The 13,869-nt window shown below is 71.0% G+C and carries 12 protein-coding genes; 3 read left to right on the forward strand and 9 right to left on the reverse strand.

The window, feature by feature from the left end:
* Positions 1-580: 580 nt before the first annotated feature.
* The 3 genes from AB0I66_RS32750 to AB0I66_RS32760 are packed head-to-tail and all read right to left on the reverse strand — an operon-like array spanning position 581 to position 3,452.
* Complete coding sequence (locus AB0I66_RS32750; RefSeq protein ID WP_363211613.1) at positions 581-1,780, reverse strand: dipeptidase; 1,200 nt, start codon at positions 1,778-1,780, stop codon at positions 581-583.
* A gap of 5 nt (positions 1,781-1,785) precedes the next feature.
* Positions 1,786-2,337: a 5-(carboxyamino)imidazole ribonucleotide mutase gene (gene purE, locus AB0I66_RS32755; protein WP_363211614.1), complete on the reverse strand. Its 552-nt coding sequence runs from the start codon at positions 2,335-2,337 to the stop codon at positions 1,786-1,788.
* Entirely contained in the window at positions 2,334-3,452 is a 1,119-nt protein-coding gene (locus AB0I66_RS32760) for a 5-(carboxyamino)imidazole ribonucleotide synthase (RefSeq protein ID WP_363211960.1), read from the reverse strand. The genes purE and AB0I66_RS32760 overlap by 4 nt, the downstream gene beginning before the upstream one ends.
* Positions 3,453-3,690: 238 nt before the next feature.
* Between AB0I66_RS32760 and AB0I66_RS32765 the strand changes: the two genes are divergently transcribed.
* Positions 3,691-4,239, forward strand: a complete 549-nt coding sequence (locus tag AB0I66_RS32765) for a GtrA family protein (protein ID WP_363211615.1) — start codon at positions 3,691-3,693, stop codon at positions 4,237-4,239.
* Here the strand turns inward: AB0I66_RS32765 and AB0I66_RS32770 are convergent.
* Positions 4,236-5,516 (reverse strand): ATP-binding protein, encoded by a 1,281-nt coding sequence (locus AB0I66_RS32770; RefSeq protein WP_363211616.1) that lies wholly within the window; start codon positions 5,514-5,516, stop codon positions 4,236-4,238. The genes AB0I66_RS32765 and AB0I66_RS32770 overlap by 4 nt on opposite strands.
* A 160-nt stretch (positions 5,517-5,676) precedes the next feature.
* Positions 5,677-6,354 carry a response regulator transcription factor gene (locus tag AB0I66_RS32775; protein ID WP_363211617.1) on the reverse strand — a complete coding sequence of 226 codons (678 nt, stop codon included), beginning with the start codon at positions 6,352-6,354 and terminating at the stop codon, positions 5,677-5,679.
* Between the two features lie 475 nt (positions 6,355-6,829).
* Here AB0I66_RS32775 and AB0I66_RS32780 point away from each other — a divergent pair, with 475 nt between their 5' ends.
* Positions 6,830-8,356 carry an oligopeptide:H+ symporter gene (locus tag AB0I66_RS32780; RefSeq protein ID WP_363211618.1) on the forward strand — a complete coding sequence of 509 codons (1,527 nt, stop codon included), beginning with the start codon at positions 6,830-6,832 and terminating at the stop codon, positions 8,354-8,356.
* Positions 8,357-8,460: 104 nt separating this feature from the next.
* Positions 8,461-9,294, forward strand: coding sequence for an alpha/beta hydrolase (locus AB0I66_RS32785; protein WP_363211619.1), 834 nt, complete (start codon positions 8,461-8,463; stop codon positions 9,292-9,294).
* 171 nt (positions 9,295-9,465) lie between these two features.
* Here the strand turns inward: AB0I66_RS32785 and AB0I66_RS32790 are convergent, their stop codons facing one another.
* The 4 genes from AB0I66_RS32790 to AB0I66_RS32805 are packed head-to-tail and all read right to left on the reverse strand — an operon-like array spanning position 9,466 to position 13,781.
* On the reverse strand, positions 9,466-10,818 hold the full coding sequence (locus AB0I66_RS32790; RefSeq protein ID WP_363211961.1) for a hypothetical protein: 1,353 nt from the start codon (positions 10,816-10,818) through the stop codon (positions 9,466-9,468).
* Entirely contained in the window at positions 10,818-11,945 is a 1,128-nt protein-coding gene (locus AB0I66_RS32795; RefSeq protein WP_363211962.1) for a hypothetical protein, read from the reverse strand. Before AB0I66_RS32795 ends, AB0I66_RS32790 begins: the two co-directional genes overlap by 1 nt.
* A 59-nt stretch (positions 11,946-12,004) precedes the next feature.
* On the reverse strand, positions 12,005-12,994 hold the full coding sequence (locus tag AB0I66_RS32800) for a DUF916 domain-containing protein (protein WP_363211620.1): 990 nt from the start codon (positions 12,992-12,994) through the stop codon (positions 12,005-12,007).
* A 49-nt stretch (positions 12,995-13,043) separates the two neighbouring features.
* On the reverse strand, positions 13,044-13,781 hold the full coding sequence (locus AB0I66_RS32805; RefSeq protein WP_363211621.1) for an LPXTG cell wall anchor domain-containing protein: 738 nt from the start codon (positions 13,779-13,781) through the stop codon (positions 13,044-13,046).
* Positions 13,782-13,869: the final 88 nt, after the last annotated feature.

The raw sequence follows: 13,869 nt of genomic DNA on the forward strand, positions 1-13,869 counted from the left end.
TACCCGGGCGCCGACCACGGCTGACGCGGGGCGCCGGATGACACGCTGGCGGGCCCCTTCACCCACTCGCTGCGCTTCGCACAGGGGCCCGTCGGCTGAGACACGCGAAGACGCCGACGGCACGACCACAGGAGGCAGGAGCCAAGGTGTAGCTGCGCAAGATACCGGGCGCCGACCACGGCTGACGCGGGGCGCCGGATGACACGCTGGCGGGCCCCTTCACCCACTCGCTGCGCTTCGCACAGGGGCCCGTCGGCTGAAGCACGCGAAGGCGCCGACGGCACGACCACGGGAGGCGGGAGCCGAGGCGTAGCTGCGCAAGATGCCGGGCGCCGACCACGGCTGGCGCGGGGCGCCGGATGACACGGTGGCGGGCCTCTTAACCCACTCGCTGCGCTTCGCGCGGGGGCTCGTGGGCTGAAGCTACGGGACGCGGGCGCCCGCGCCGAGCTGCGCACAGTGTCGCGCGCCGACCACGGCTGGTGTCGCGCGGCGGCGTCTGCTGAGCAACGCGAAGGGCGGGGGCGGCCGTTCGGCCGTCCCCGCCCTGATGTGCGTAAGCCCGTGTCCCCGTACGGCCTCAGCCGTCCAGCTGCTGGAGCGTCGCGTTTGAAGGGCCGCGCCTGGACTGCTCGTCGCGTGCCACGTCCTCGGCCGCGCCGAGCACGCGGACCGCGTTGCGCCACGTCAGCTTGGCCAGGTCCGGCTTCGACCAGCCGCGGGTCAGGAGCTCCGCGATCAGGTTCGGGTAGCCCGCGACGTCGTCGAGGCCGTCCGGCGTGAACGCCGTGCCGTCGTAGTCCCCGCCGATGCCGATGTGGTCGATGCCCGCCACCTCGCGCATGTGGTCAAGGTGGTCGGCGACCGTCGCGGCCGTGGCGACGGGGCGCGGGTTCGACTCCTCGAAGGCCGCGTGGACCTTCATCGCGTCCGGCGTCGTGTCCAGGTGGTGGAAGCCGTGCGCCCGCATGTTCTCGTCTGCGGCAGCCGTCCAGTCGACCGCCGCCTGGAGGACGAACTTCGGCACGAACGTGGCCATCGCGACGCCGCCGTTCGCCGAAAGGCGTTCGAGGACGTCGTCCGGGATGTTGCGCGGGTGGTCGCACACCGCGCGCGATGACGAGTGCGAGAAGATCACCGGGGCCACCGACGTGTCCAACGCCGCCCGCATCGTCGTCGCCGCCACGTGGGAGAGGTCCACGAGCATGCCGCTGCGGTTCATCTCGCGGACCACCTCGCGGCCGAAGGCGGACAGGCCCCCGACCCCCGGCTCATCCGTCGCCGAGTCCGCCCACGCGATGTTGTCGTTGTGCGTCAGCGTCATGTAGCGGACGCCCAGCGCGTGCAACGCCCGCAGGGTCGCGAGGGAGTTGTTGATGGAGTGGCCGCCCTCGGCACCCATCAGGGACGCGATACGGCCCTCCGCTCGCGCCGCTTCCATGTCCGCGGCCGTCAGCGCGCGCTTCAGGTCCGCGGGGTAGCGCGTGAGCAACTGCTCGACGCAGTCGACCTGTTCGAGCGTCGCGCTCACCGCCGCGTCACCCGTCAGGTCGGTGCGGACGTACACCGACCAGAACTGCGCACCGACCCCGCCCGCCCGCAGGCGCGCGATGTCCGTGTGGAGGTGGCCCGTCTGGTCGGCCGCGATGTCGAGGCGGTCGATGTCGTACCCCGCCTTCTCGCGCAGCGCCCAGGGCAGGTCGTTGTGACCGTCGACCACCGGGAACTCGGCGAGGAAGGCGCGGGCGTCGGCGAGGGAGGTGCTGTCCGGGGACGTCACGCCGCTCACTTCCCCGAGCCGAAGCCGAAGCCGGAACCCGCGCCCTCGACCTTCGTACGGAGCCGCTTGCCCTTCTCCGTGGCCTGTTCGTTCAGCTCCTGCTGGAACTCCCGCATACGGCCCAGGAGTTCGGGGTCGTGCGCGGCCAGGATGCGCGCGGCGAGGAGGCCCGCGTTGCGCGCGCCGCCCACCGAGACCGTGGCCACCGGCACGCCCGCGGGCATCTGCACGATGGAAAGGAGGGAGTCCATGCCGTCGAGATACTTCAGCGGTACGGGCACTCCGATGACCGGCAGCGGCGTCACCGAGGCCAGCATGCCCGGCAGGTGCGCGGCACCGCCGGCCCCCGCGATGATCGCCTTGAGGCCGCGGTCCGCCGCTTCCTCGCCGTACGCGATCATCTCGCGCGGCATGCGGTGCGCCGAGACGACGTCGACCTCGTAGGGGATCTCGAACTCGTCGAGGGCCTTGGCCGCGGCCTCCATGACGGGCCAGTCGGAGTCCGAGCCCATGACGATGCCGACCACAGGTCCCACGGGTTCTACAGGTGCCGTCATTCGGTGATCGTCCCTCTGAGATAGCCGGCCGCGTGGCGCGCGCGCTCCAGCACGTCGTCCAGGTCGTCGCCGTAGGTGTTGACGTGGCCGACCTTGCGTCCGGGTTTCACGTCCTTGCCGTACATGTGGATCTTCAACTGCGGGTCGCGCGCCATGCAGTGCAGGTACGCCTGGTACATGTCCGGGTAGTCGCCGCCCAGGACATTGGCCATGACCGTCCACTTCGCCCGCGGGCGCGGGTCGCCGAGGGGCAGGTCGAGCACCGCGCGCACGTGGTTGGCGAACTGGGACGTGATCGCCCCGTCCTGCGTCCAGTGGCCGGAGTTGTGCGGGCGCATCGCCAGTTCGTTCACCAGGATGCGGCCGTCGCGCGTCTCGAAGAGCTCGACCGCCAGGTGGCCGACCACGCCGAGTTCCTTCGCGATGCGAAGGGCCAGTTCCTGCGCCTGGCCCGCGAGGTCCTCCGAGAGGCCGGGGGCCGGCGCGATGACCGTGTCGCACACGCCGTCGACCTGCTGCGACTCGACGACGGGGTAGGCCACGGCCTGGCCGTGCGGCGAGCGCACGACGTTCGCCGCGAGCTCTCGCGCGAAGTCGACCTTCTCTTCGGCGAGCACGGGGACACCGGCCCGGAAGGGGTCTTCGGCGTCCTCGACGGAACGTACGAACCACACCCCCTTTCCGTCATAGCCGCCACGCACCGTCTTGAGGATCACGGGGAAGCCGTCGCCTTCGGCCGCGAAGGCCGCCACGTCGGCCGGATCGCGCACGATCCGGTGGCGTGGACAGGGCACGCCGATCTCCGTGAGCTTCTCGCGCATCACGCCCTTGTCCTGGGCGTGCACCAGCGCGTCGGGCCCCGGACGCACGGGGATGCCGTCCGCCTCCAGGGCCCGTAGATGCTCGGTGGGTACGTGTTCGTGATCGAAAGTGATCACGTCGCAGCCCCTCGCGAACTCGCGCAGCGTGTCGAGGTCGCGATAGTCGCCGATGACGACATCGCCTACGACCTGCGCCGCGGAGTCCTGAGGGGTGTCACTGAGGAGCTTGAATTTCAGGCCGAGGGGGATACCCGCCTCGTGGGTCATGCGGGCGAGCTGACCGCCGCCGACCATGCCGACTACCGGGAACGTCACACCCCCAGGGTATCGGCCTGTATCGGCCACCTCGGAACGGCCGGTTTCCGCGCACCGTACGGTCTCTCCCGTCACAGAGGCGCCACAGTGTGGAGGCGCCCCCGAGCGACGGGCGGGGTCGCTGGTTAGCATGGCTGGGTTGACGCGACCGAATCACCACATACGTCGACGAGGACGAGACCGGAACGAATCGACGACGGGGGCTGGGGCGACCACCATGACGGAACGTGGCGCACTACGGGTGCGACTGGAGCAGCTCGCGCGCGAAGTGGCCAAGTTCGGAGCCGTGGGGGCGCTGGGCACGCTGGTGAACTTCAGCGTGTCGAACCTGCTGTGGCACACCACCGACCTGCAGGCCGTGCGGGCGAACGTGATCGCCACCGTCGTGGCCATCGCCTTCAACTACGTGGGGTTCCGTTACTTCACGTACAAGGACCGCGACAAAAGCTCCCGCACCAAGGAGCTCACGCTGTTCCTGGTCTTCAGCGCGGTCGGCCTGGTGATCGAGAACGGCGTCCTGTACGCGGCGATCTACGGCTTCGACTGGGACAGCCCGCTGCAGCGCAACATCTTCAAGTTCGTGGGCATCGGCATCGCCACCTGCTTCCGCTTCTGGTCCTACCGCACCTGGGTCTTCAAGGCGCTTCCGGCGCGGGAGACGGTCGCCCGTGCGGAATCGTTCCTGGAGGACGACTCCAAGGCGTCCACCGCGTCCACGGCCGTGGCGGCCGAGGAGAAGCGGCCGGCCGGGCGGGGCACGCGCTAGCGCACCGTCTCCTCGTCGTGCCACCGGTCTCGCTTCTGCGGCGGTGTACGCGACAGGAACAGGCCGAAGACCGGCGGCTTGGTCTGCAGCATCTCCAGGCGGCCGCCGTCCGCCTCGGCCAGGTCCCGGGCGACCGCGAGGCCGATGCCCGTCGAATTGCGGCCGCTGATGGTGCGCTCGAAGATCCGCGCGCCGAGGTCGGCGGGGACGCCGGGGCCGTCGTCGGTGACCTCGATGACCGTCTGGTTTCCCGTGACGCGGGTCCGCAGCGCCACGGTGCCGCCGCCGTGCATGAGCGAGTTCTCGATGAGAGCGGCCAGGACCTGCGCGACCGCCCCGGGGGTGCCCACGGCCCGCAGATGGCGCTTGCCCGAGCTGACGATGGCGCGGCCCGCGCTGCGGTAGGCCGGGCGCCACTCCTCCAGCTGCTGCTTGACGACCTCGTCCAGGTCGAAGGAGACGGCGGAGCCGGTGCGCGGGTCGCGTGAGTTCGTGAGCAGCCGCTGCACGACGTCGGTGAGGCGCTCGACCTGCGCGAGCGCGATCGTGGCCTCCTCCTTCACCGTGTCCAGGTCGTCGGTGACGGTGATCTCCTCCAGGCGCATGGAGAGGGCCGTCAGGGGCGTACGCAGCTGGTGCGAGGCATCCGCGGCGAGCCGGCGCTCGGCGGTCAGCATCCGGGCGATCCGCTCGGCGCTGCCGTCCAGGACGTCCGCGACGCGGTCGAGCTCCGGCACCCCGTATCGCTTGTGGCGGGGCCTCGGGTCGCCCGAGCCGAGGCGCTCCGCGGTCTCCGCGAGGTCGGTGAGGGGCGAGGCGAGGCGGTTGGCCTGGCGTACGGCGAGAAGTACGGCGGCGATGATCGCGAGGAGGGCGACGGCGCCGATGATCAGGAGGGTACGGCCGACCTCCTGGGTGACGGCGGTGCGCGGCTCCTCGACGGTGACCTTCTCGCCCTCCTCGCCCATGGCCGTGTCGCGGATGACGTCGCCGGTGGGGCGGGAGCCGATCTTGATGGGGGCGCGGCCGGGGATCTCGATGAGGGCGTAGCGGTCGGCGTCGACCGCGGCCACGTCCCGCAGGATGCCGGCGCTGATCCGCTCGTCGCTGATGAGCCTGCTGTCGACGACGCTGGCCAGGCGGAGCGCCTCGCTCGTCACTCGCTCCTGGGCGCTGCTGCTGATGGTCCTGGTCTCGACGATGACGAGGCTGACGCCGAAGACGGCGATGACCACGAGGACTACGGCGAGGGTGCTGCTGATCAGTCGGCGGCGCATTCACTCAGTGTGGCCGATCGAAGGCCCCGTCAGGGGCGCGGGGAACTGCGCGAGCAACCCAGAACGCCCCGCACCCGCCGTAGGACCGCAGTGGGCAGACGCGTCTGCGGCTCCGTCGCGGCTGGCCGCGCAGTGCCCCGCGCCCCTGACGGGGCGCTCCTCAGCTCTTTTCGAAGCGGAAGCCCACGCCCCGCACAGTGGCGATGTAGCGGGGGTTCGCCGCGTCGTCGCCCAGCTTCTTGCGCAGCCAGGAGATGTGCATGTCCAGGGTCTTGGTGGACGACCACCACGTGGTGTCCCAGACCTCGCGCATCAGCTGGTCACGGGTCACCACCCGCCCCGCGTCGCGGACGAGGACCCGGAGCAGGTCGAACTCCTTGGCCGTGAGCTGGAGCTCCTCCTCGCCCATCCAGGCGCGGTGCGACTCGACGTCGATCCGCACGCCGTGCGTGGCCGGAGCCTGCTGCGGCTCGGCGGCGCCACGCCGGAGCAGGGCCCGGACCCGGGCGAGCAGTTCGGCGAGGCGGAAGGGCTTGGTGACGTAGTCGTCGGCGCCCGCGTCCAGGCCGACGACGGTGTCCACCTCGTCGGCACGGGCGGTGAGGATGAGGATCGGCGCCGTGTGCCCCCCGGCGCGGAGGCGGCGGGCCACCTCCAGGCCGTCCATGCCGGGCAGCCCCAGGTCGAGTACGACGAGGTCGACGCTGCCCTGCAGCCCGGCGTCGAGGGCGGTCGGGCCGTCCTCACGCACTTCGACCTCGTACCCCTCCCTGCGCAGGGCACGGGCCAGCGGCTCCGAGATGGACGCGTCGTCCTCGGCGAGCAGTACACGGGTCATGGGGTGATGGTAGTCCGCACCGGAGGACCGCAGTGGGGTGATCGACAGCTGTCGGTCGGCCCCTGCGGCTATGGGGTGCGATCCTGGGGATCACCTTGGAATGTGGGCAGGCGGTTCCACCGTAACCTGTGATCCATCTCTCAAGTCCTTCCATATGCCGCACTGTCGTGGCGTATGGTGACCCAACGCCTGATGCACTATGCAAGGACCTTTGGCCCACTGTGCGGCCTTAGGTCTCTTTTATGTGCGGGTTGGCTTCTGCCAGCCTTTGAAAGGAATGACCTGTGGTCGGGCCCTGCGCGTGAAGATGCGTCCAGGGCGTGGATCTCGGAGTCGCCGTCCTGCGCCTTCCCCGTAAAGGGGCGCGAACACTCCCCGGGCGTGGGGGTGAGGCCGGTCAGACCCCGGTGCCGACCGCCCCCCACCGGGCGCGCACACGCTCTTGCCGCGCGTCCCGAACCACGAGGATCGACCCATGGCGTCCAGCCTGACGAAGGACTCCGCCGGTACCCCTGGCTCTGAGAAGACCTTCTTCGGCCACCCCCGCGGACTGGCCACACTCTTCATGACCGAGATGTGGGAGCGCTTCTCCTACTACGGCATGCGTGCTCTGCTCGTGCTCTACCTGGTCTCCGGCGGCGCAGACGCGGCCACCGGCAGCCAGGGCGGCGGCCTCGCGTACACCGCGGCGACCGCCACGGCCATCTACTCCGTCTACGTGGCCATGGTCTACCTCATGGCCATGCCCGGCGGCTGGATCGGCGACCGTGTCTGGGGCGCCCGCAAGACCGTGGCCATCGCGAGCATCGTGATCGTCGCCGGTCACCTGTGCCTGGCCCTGCCGAGCTCGGCGATGTTCTTCGTCGGTCTGGCCCTGGTCGCGGTCGGCTCGGGCCTGCTGAAGGCCAACATCTCGACGATGGTCGGCCAGCTCTACAGCGACCCGAAGGACCTGCGCCGCGACGGTGGCTTCACGATCTTCTACATGGGCATCAACCTCGGTGGTTTCGCCGCGCCCCTCGTCATCGGCATCCTCGGCGAGAAGGTCAACTGGCACCTGGGCTTCGGCCTGGCCGCCGTCGGCATGGCGCTCGGCGCGATCCAGTTCATGATCGGTTCCCGCCACCTGTCCGCGGAGAGCAGCAAGGTCCCGAACCCGCTGTCGGCCGAGGAGAAGCGCGGCGTCATCGTCAAGACGCTGGCGGCCGTCGCCGTGATCGCGGCGTTCTACCTCCTGGTGGCCTTCACCGACGTCTACCGGCTCACCCTCAACTGGGCGCTGCTCCCGATCACCGTGGCCGGCCTGCTGATCCCGATCGCGGTGCTGCTCAAGATCAAGCGGGACCGGGACCTCAACGCCGAAGAGCAGACCAAGATGACGGCGTTCATCTGGTTCTTCGTGGCCGCCGCGATCTTCTGGATGATCTTCGACCAGGGCGCGTCGACGCTGTCCCTCTTCGGTGACTCCCACACCTCCCGGGACATCTTCGGCTGGGAGATGCCGAACACCCTGTTCCAGGCGCTGAACCCGGGCTTCATCATGCTGCTCGCTCCGGTCTTCGCCGCCTTCTGGATCGCGCTGGCCCGCCGCAACCGCGAGCCCAGCACGATCGTGAAGTTCTCCTTCGCCCTGGTGATGACCGGCGCCTCGTTCTTCGTGTTCCTCGTCCCGATGGGCATGGCGACCGGCGACACGAAGGTCACCATGTGGTGGCTCGTGCTGATCTTCCTGATGCACACGGTCGCCGAGCTGTGCCTGTCCCCGGTGGGTCTGTCGCTGACCACGAAGATGGCGCCCGCGAAGTACGCCTCGCAGATGATGGGTGTCTTCTTCCTCGCCGTCACCGCGGGTGACAGCGTGACCGGCATGCTCGCCATCGCCGGGGTCGACCTCAACGGCCGGGGCATGGTCGCCCTGGAGGCCACGGCCGCGGTGCTCGCCGGCTTCTCGGTCTACATGGCCCGCAACAAGGTGAGCTCGCTCATGGGCGACGTGCGCTGATCCGCACACCTGCACGCTCGAACTGAGGGCCGCCGCACCACCCGGTGCGGCGGCCTTTGGTGTTTCTGCGGGTGCCGAGCCGCGGGACGGTGGAGCATCTGGCCATGCGCCGTACGTTGCCGACCCTCGCCCTCTGCGTGGCGTTGCTGTCGTCCTCCACTGCCGCCGTCGAGGCCGCACCCGAACCGCCGCCCGTCCGGACCTTCTCGTACGGGGAGCACGCGCGGCAGAAGATCACCGTGTACGGCGACGGGTCCGGGCGCCCGGCGCTGATGATCCTGCACGGCGGTTCCTGGGTGCGGGACACCGACTGGAGCGGGCGTGCGCGGTGGTTCGCGGCGCGCGGGTTCACCGTGTACGACACCGACTACCGGCTCGCCACCGACGCCGCCTGGCCCGCGCAGCGTGACGACGTGCTCGCCGCCCTGCGCTGGGTGAAGCGGCGCGGCGGTGCCGCGCCCGTGGTCCTCGGGTCCTCCGCCGGCGGGCATCTCGCCGTCAGCGCGGGGGCGTACGGGGCCGGGCGGAAGCGGGTGCGCGGCGTGGTGGCCCTCTCCCCCGTCGCCTCGCCGTACCGCGCCTGGAAGGACGGCGGGATGACCGCCGCCGCTCCGGCCCAGCGCAAGCTGCGGGGTACGGCGGAGCTGCTCGCGGGGTGCGTGCCGGACCGGGCCTCCGGGCGGTGCTGGAAGAAGTGGGTCGACCTGGTGGCCAAGTCGCACGCCTCCGGCAAGGACGACGCGCCCCTCTACCTCACGCACTCGGCGGCGGACTTCGTCCCGGTCGCCCACTCCACGGACCTCGCGCACGCGCAGACGGTGGCGGGGCTGCGGGACGTCACCGTACGGATCGAGCCGGGTACGGGCCACGGGGGCGAGCTGTTGCGGGACCCTGCGGTCGCACAGGCCGTCCTTGGGTGGCTCAGAAAGCACACCTGAGGGGCGCCCCGTCAGGGGCGCGGGGAACTGCGCGAGCGGCCCAAGGCGGCCCGCACCCGCCGACCAACCGCCGTAGGCAGACGCATCTGCGTCGACTGCAGGCCGTGCTCGGCTGAGCGCGCCCACGCGGCGGAGTCGCACATGTCACAGCCCCGCGCCCCTTGCGGGGTCTCAGCGCAGGCCGCGCCTCCGCCCGGGGAGGAACGTGAACACCGCGCCGCCCAGCAGGATCACCGTGCCCGCGACAAGCCCCAGCGCACGCAGCGTGCCGTCGTTCTCGGCGCCGGTCTCGGCGAGGCCGCCGCCTGCCGCACCACCACCGCCGGTGGTGGAACCGCCCGCCGAGCCGGTGCCACCGGCCGACCCCGAACCGCCGGCCGCCCCGCCGGGTACCGCCGCCGTGTCGATCTCCAGGGACACCTCCGCCTTGGACGGGGTGCAGGTCGTCGTCGTACCGAGTGCCTTGACCGTCAGGACGCCCGGCGAGAGCGTCGACTTGCCGTCGGCTCCCGGCTTGTACGTGCCGGTCAGGTCAGGGATGGTCATCGGGTCGCCGGACTTGATGGGCTCCTTGTTCGTGGGGCCCTCGACGTGCACCGTGCCCTTGTCCGCGCCGCCCAGCTCGACCTCCATCGACGGCTTCACCGAGTCCGCGGGGATGTCGGCGGGGCTGTCCATGACGGACTTCTTGAACTCGACGGTGAGGCCGTAATTCCCGCCGTCCTTCTTGGCGTTGATCTGGACGGGGGACGTGGCGTCCTTGTCGCCGATGGGCGTCTTGCACTTGTAGGGCGTCTGGACCTCCTTGCCGGGGAAGTCGGTCTTGCCGCCGTCGTCGCCACCGCCACCGGTGGAGCCGCCGCCGGTGTCGCCGCCCGTGTCACCGCCGGACGCGGAACCGCCCGACGTACTGCCGCCCGACGTACCGCCACCGGAAGTGCTGCCGCCCGAGGCCGTGCCGCCGCCCGAACTGCCGCCGCCCTCCGTCACCTTGATGGTCGCGCCCGCCTTGACCTCTTCCTTGGGCGTGCACTTGGTGTCGGTCGACATCGGCTTGCTGACGTTGATGTTGTACGCGCCCGGGGTGAGCGTGAGGTCGCCCGCCTTGGTCAGCTTCAGCTTGCCCTTCATGTCGGACAGGAGCATCGGGCTGTTCTTCTTGATCGGCGGGTTCGCGCGCTCGCCCGCCACCGCCAGGTCACCGGTCTGGCCGCCGCCCAGCTTGATCGTGCCGGTCGGCTTCACCGTGTCCTTGTCCAGGTCGAGGATGTCCGGGTTCTTGGACGCGGCCTCCGTGGTCTTCCATACGACCTCGACCTCGTCGCCCACCTTCGCGGTGGCCGGCGCGGTGATCTCCACCTTGGTGGTGCCCTGCACCGGCGGCAGCCCCGATATGGACGGCGGGATGCACTCCGTCTTGTACGCCACCTCGGCCGCTTGCGCGGGACTCGCGCCCAGCAGGATGCCCGCCCCGCCGAGCAGCAGCGAGACCGAGGCCGCGCCCGCTCTCCGTCGTGTGCTGATCACGTGTTTCCTTTCGTCGTCGGGCTGTTCTCTGACGGTGCGGAGAGCTGTCCGGCGGCGGGTGCGGTCCCGGAGCCGGGGTCTGTGTCAGGGGTGAACCACGGGAGGGTGCCCGTGTGCGTGGCGGTGTCCTTGGCGGATGGCCCGCCGGTCTCGCGGGGCGGCTTCGTACGTGGCGTACGGGCCGCCTCGTCCGCCGCGACCGCCCCCTGGGGCAGCCGCAACTTCGGTATGCGGTCGGTGAGTTCGGCGATCCTGCCGGTGCGGTGGCGCCCCGCGGGGCGGGAGCCGCGGTTACGGCGGCGGCCCGGCCGCAGCCTGTCGACCACCGCCATGCCGATGCGGAAGACGGCGGCCGGCACGACGACGCAGAGCAGGATCCAGAAGAGGGTGACGCCCCACGGACGCCCGACGCCCCAGGGTTGCTCGGCGAGCACCTTGCCGCCGAACTTCAGTGAGACGAGGTAGTCGCCGTGCGCCCCGGCCGACAGTTCGACCGGCAGTTTGATCTGCGCCTTCTTGCCCGGCGCGATGGTGCCGCGCCACTGCTGCTCCTCCCACTGCGGGGCGAACACCCCATGGGAGGTGCCCACTTGGAAGACCGGGTTCTTGACCGGGGCCGAGCCGACGTTGCCCACGGTGAAGACGAGCTTGCGGGACGGCGGGGCACCGAACCAGGTCAGGACGCCGCTCGACCCCTCAAGGCGCGTATCGGTGAGGACGGAGAGCTTCCCGCCGCCCTGCTGCTTCGGCAGGGGCTTCACGGGGTGCCCGGCGACCGCGAAGACGGCGTCCGCCTGCGCCTTGTCCCCCGTGACCGTGGCCACGTGGACCACGCAGGGGCAGGGCTTGGGCGGCTCGGCCACCGGGAGCTTCTTGCTGAAGGCGCCCTTGGCGTCCGTGGTGACGGCGCGGCCGCTGTCGTTGGCGCAGGAGTTCGTGCCGCCGGGCACGCCGTCGGCCGGGGTGGACTGTCCGCAGACGAGCATCATCAGGAGGGCGTTCGGCCGCCACCCCTCTCCCTTGACGGTGATGTCACCGCCCTTGCCCGCCTCTGTCTTCGAGAGGGTGAGGGAGGGTTTCTCGGCGGCGCCGGCCCCCGCCGCCGGGAGCAGCGCCAAGGCCATGGCCGCAAGCACGGCGGTCACGGCGACGCACCGCCGAACCGCCCACAACGGGTTGCCGTTCACAGCTGCTCTCCCTCTGCCGTCCCCACTCCCGCCAACTCCGGTTTCATGACGCCCTGTTCAGGTACTTCGTCCGGTGGCAGCTCCGCGGCCGCCGCTCTGCGTCTGCGCACGAACCAGACGCCTGCCGCCACCAGGCCGAGCACCCCGGCCCCCACTCCTGCCACCGCTCCCCATGGGACGAAGCGGGCCGATGCCGTCGCCTCGCCGTGGGCTCCGCCCGATGCCGTCACCGTGAGCGTGACCTCCACGGAGTCGAGCGCGGGGGCGTCCTTCCACGGTTCCGTGAGGGTGACCCTGCGGCCGGGGAGGAGTTCCACGGGGAGCGTGCGGGGCTTCCGGTCGAGCAGCGGGCCGAACACGCCCTCCGCGTGGACCGTGAGCCTGGGGGTCAGGACCGTGTTGCCGCGGTTGACGACGTCGTACGAGATGCGCCCGCCCTCGGCCCGTACGCGCTCGACCGTGAGCGCGGACAGCGTCGGGCCGCTCACCCGCAGATGCACGCGGACCCCGGCGTCGCGGCCGCCCTCCCGCGCGACGACCGCCCCGGGGTGGTCGCCGGGCACCGCGTTCTCGGGGATGCTCACGCTGAACGGCACCTCGGCGCGGGTGCGCGGCGGCACCTTCACCTTGCGTTCGGCGAACGTGATCCAGGAGCCGGTGTCCTTCGGCTTGCCCCGCTCCAGGGAGTACGCGCCGCTCTTGGTGTTGTCGGCGTCCGCGCCGCTCAGCTCCACCGTGCGGGGCTTCGACCCGGGGTTGGTGACCGTCACCGTGTCCTCCAGGACGGAGCCGGGCGTGCCCTCCACGTAGAAGTACGGCCGCCCGTCCTTGGCCGGCCGCGTCCCTCCTCCCGCGGAGGGCGCGACGGACCACGCCCCGGAGTCGTCGGCGGACGCCCCGGTCGCCGGCGCCACGCCCGTCACCAGTAAGGCCACGGCCACGGTGAGGGCTCGGGCGACGGACAGCAGCGACGGCTTCGGCGGCATCGGCGGCTCCTGGATCTTCTCGCGCTTCGTACCTTCGTACGCGTCGCGCCTAGCGCGACCTGGCCGCCTGGTTCCTGCGGGTCAGCCAGAGCGCGCCGGCCGCGCCCGCGAGCAGCACGGTGCCGCCGAGGGTGCCGAGCGCGATGGCGGAGTCCGCGGGGCCGGTCTGCGGGAGCTCTTCGCCGCCGGAGGGTGCGCTGGCCGAGCCGCCTGAGCCGCCGTCGTCGGTCGATCCGCCTCCGCCGGAGCCGCCGTCCGTCGCGCCGCCGCCGCCCGAGCCCTTCACGTCGAGGGAGAGCGAGGGCTTGGGACTGTTGGACGGGGTGCACGTCGTCGTCGTGCCGAGCGCCTTGATGGTCAGGACACCCGCGGTGAAGGTGACCTTGCCGCTCTTCTTGGGCGTGTACGTCCCCGACAGGTCACTGATCTTGATGGGGGTGTTGGCGGGGATCGCCTTGTCGTTGGGCGCTCCGGACACCGGCACCGTGCCGCTCTCCGCGCCGCCCAGTTTGATGAGCGCGCTCGGCTTCATCGCGCCCTTGCCCAGTTCCACGGGGCTGGAGGAGACGCCCTTCTGGAAGGACATGGTGAGTTTGTAGCCGCTGCCGCTCTTCACGCTCTTGATGTCGATCGGCGAGACCGCGCCCTTGTTGCCGATGGGCGTCTTGCACTGGTAGTTGACGTCCTGGACCTCGGCCTGCGCGGCGGGGGCGGCCATCAGCACCGCCGAGCCGCCGGCCAAGGCCGTGGCAAGCGCGAGCACAGCCGTTCGTTTCTGGTACGACACCTCGGGTTCCCCTCATGCCGGTCGTGGCGTGCCGCGGTGCGGATTTACTGACGGCACATCAGATTGGGCGCTCAAGGTACGCCCGGGG

Source organism: Streptomyces sp. NPDC050439, from assembly GCF_040655335.1.
Lineage (GTDB): Bacteria > Actinomycetota > Actinomycetes > Streptomycetales > Streptomycetaceae > Streptomyces.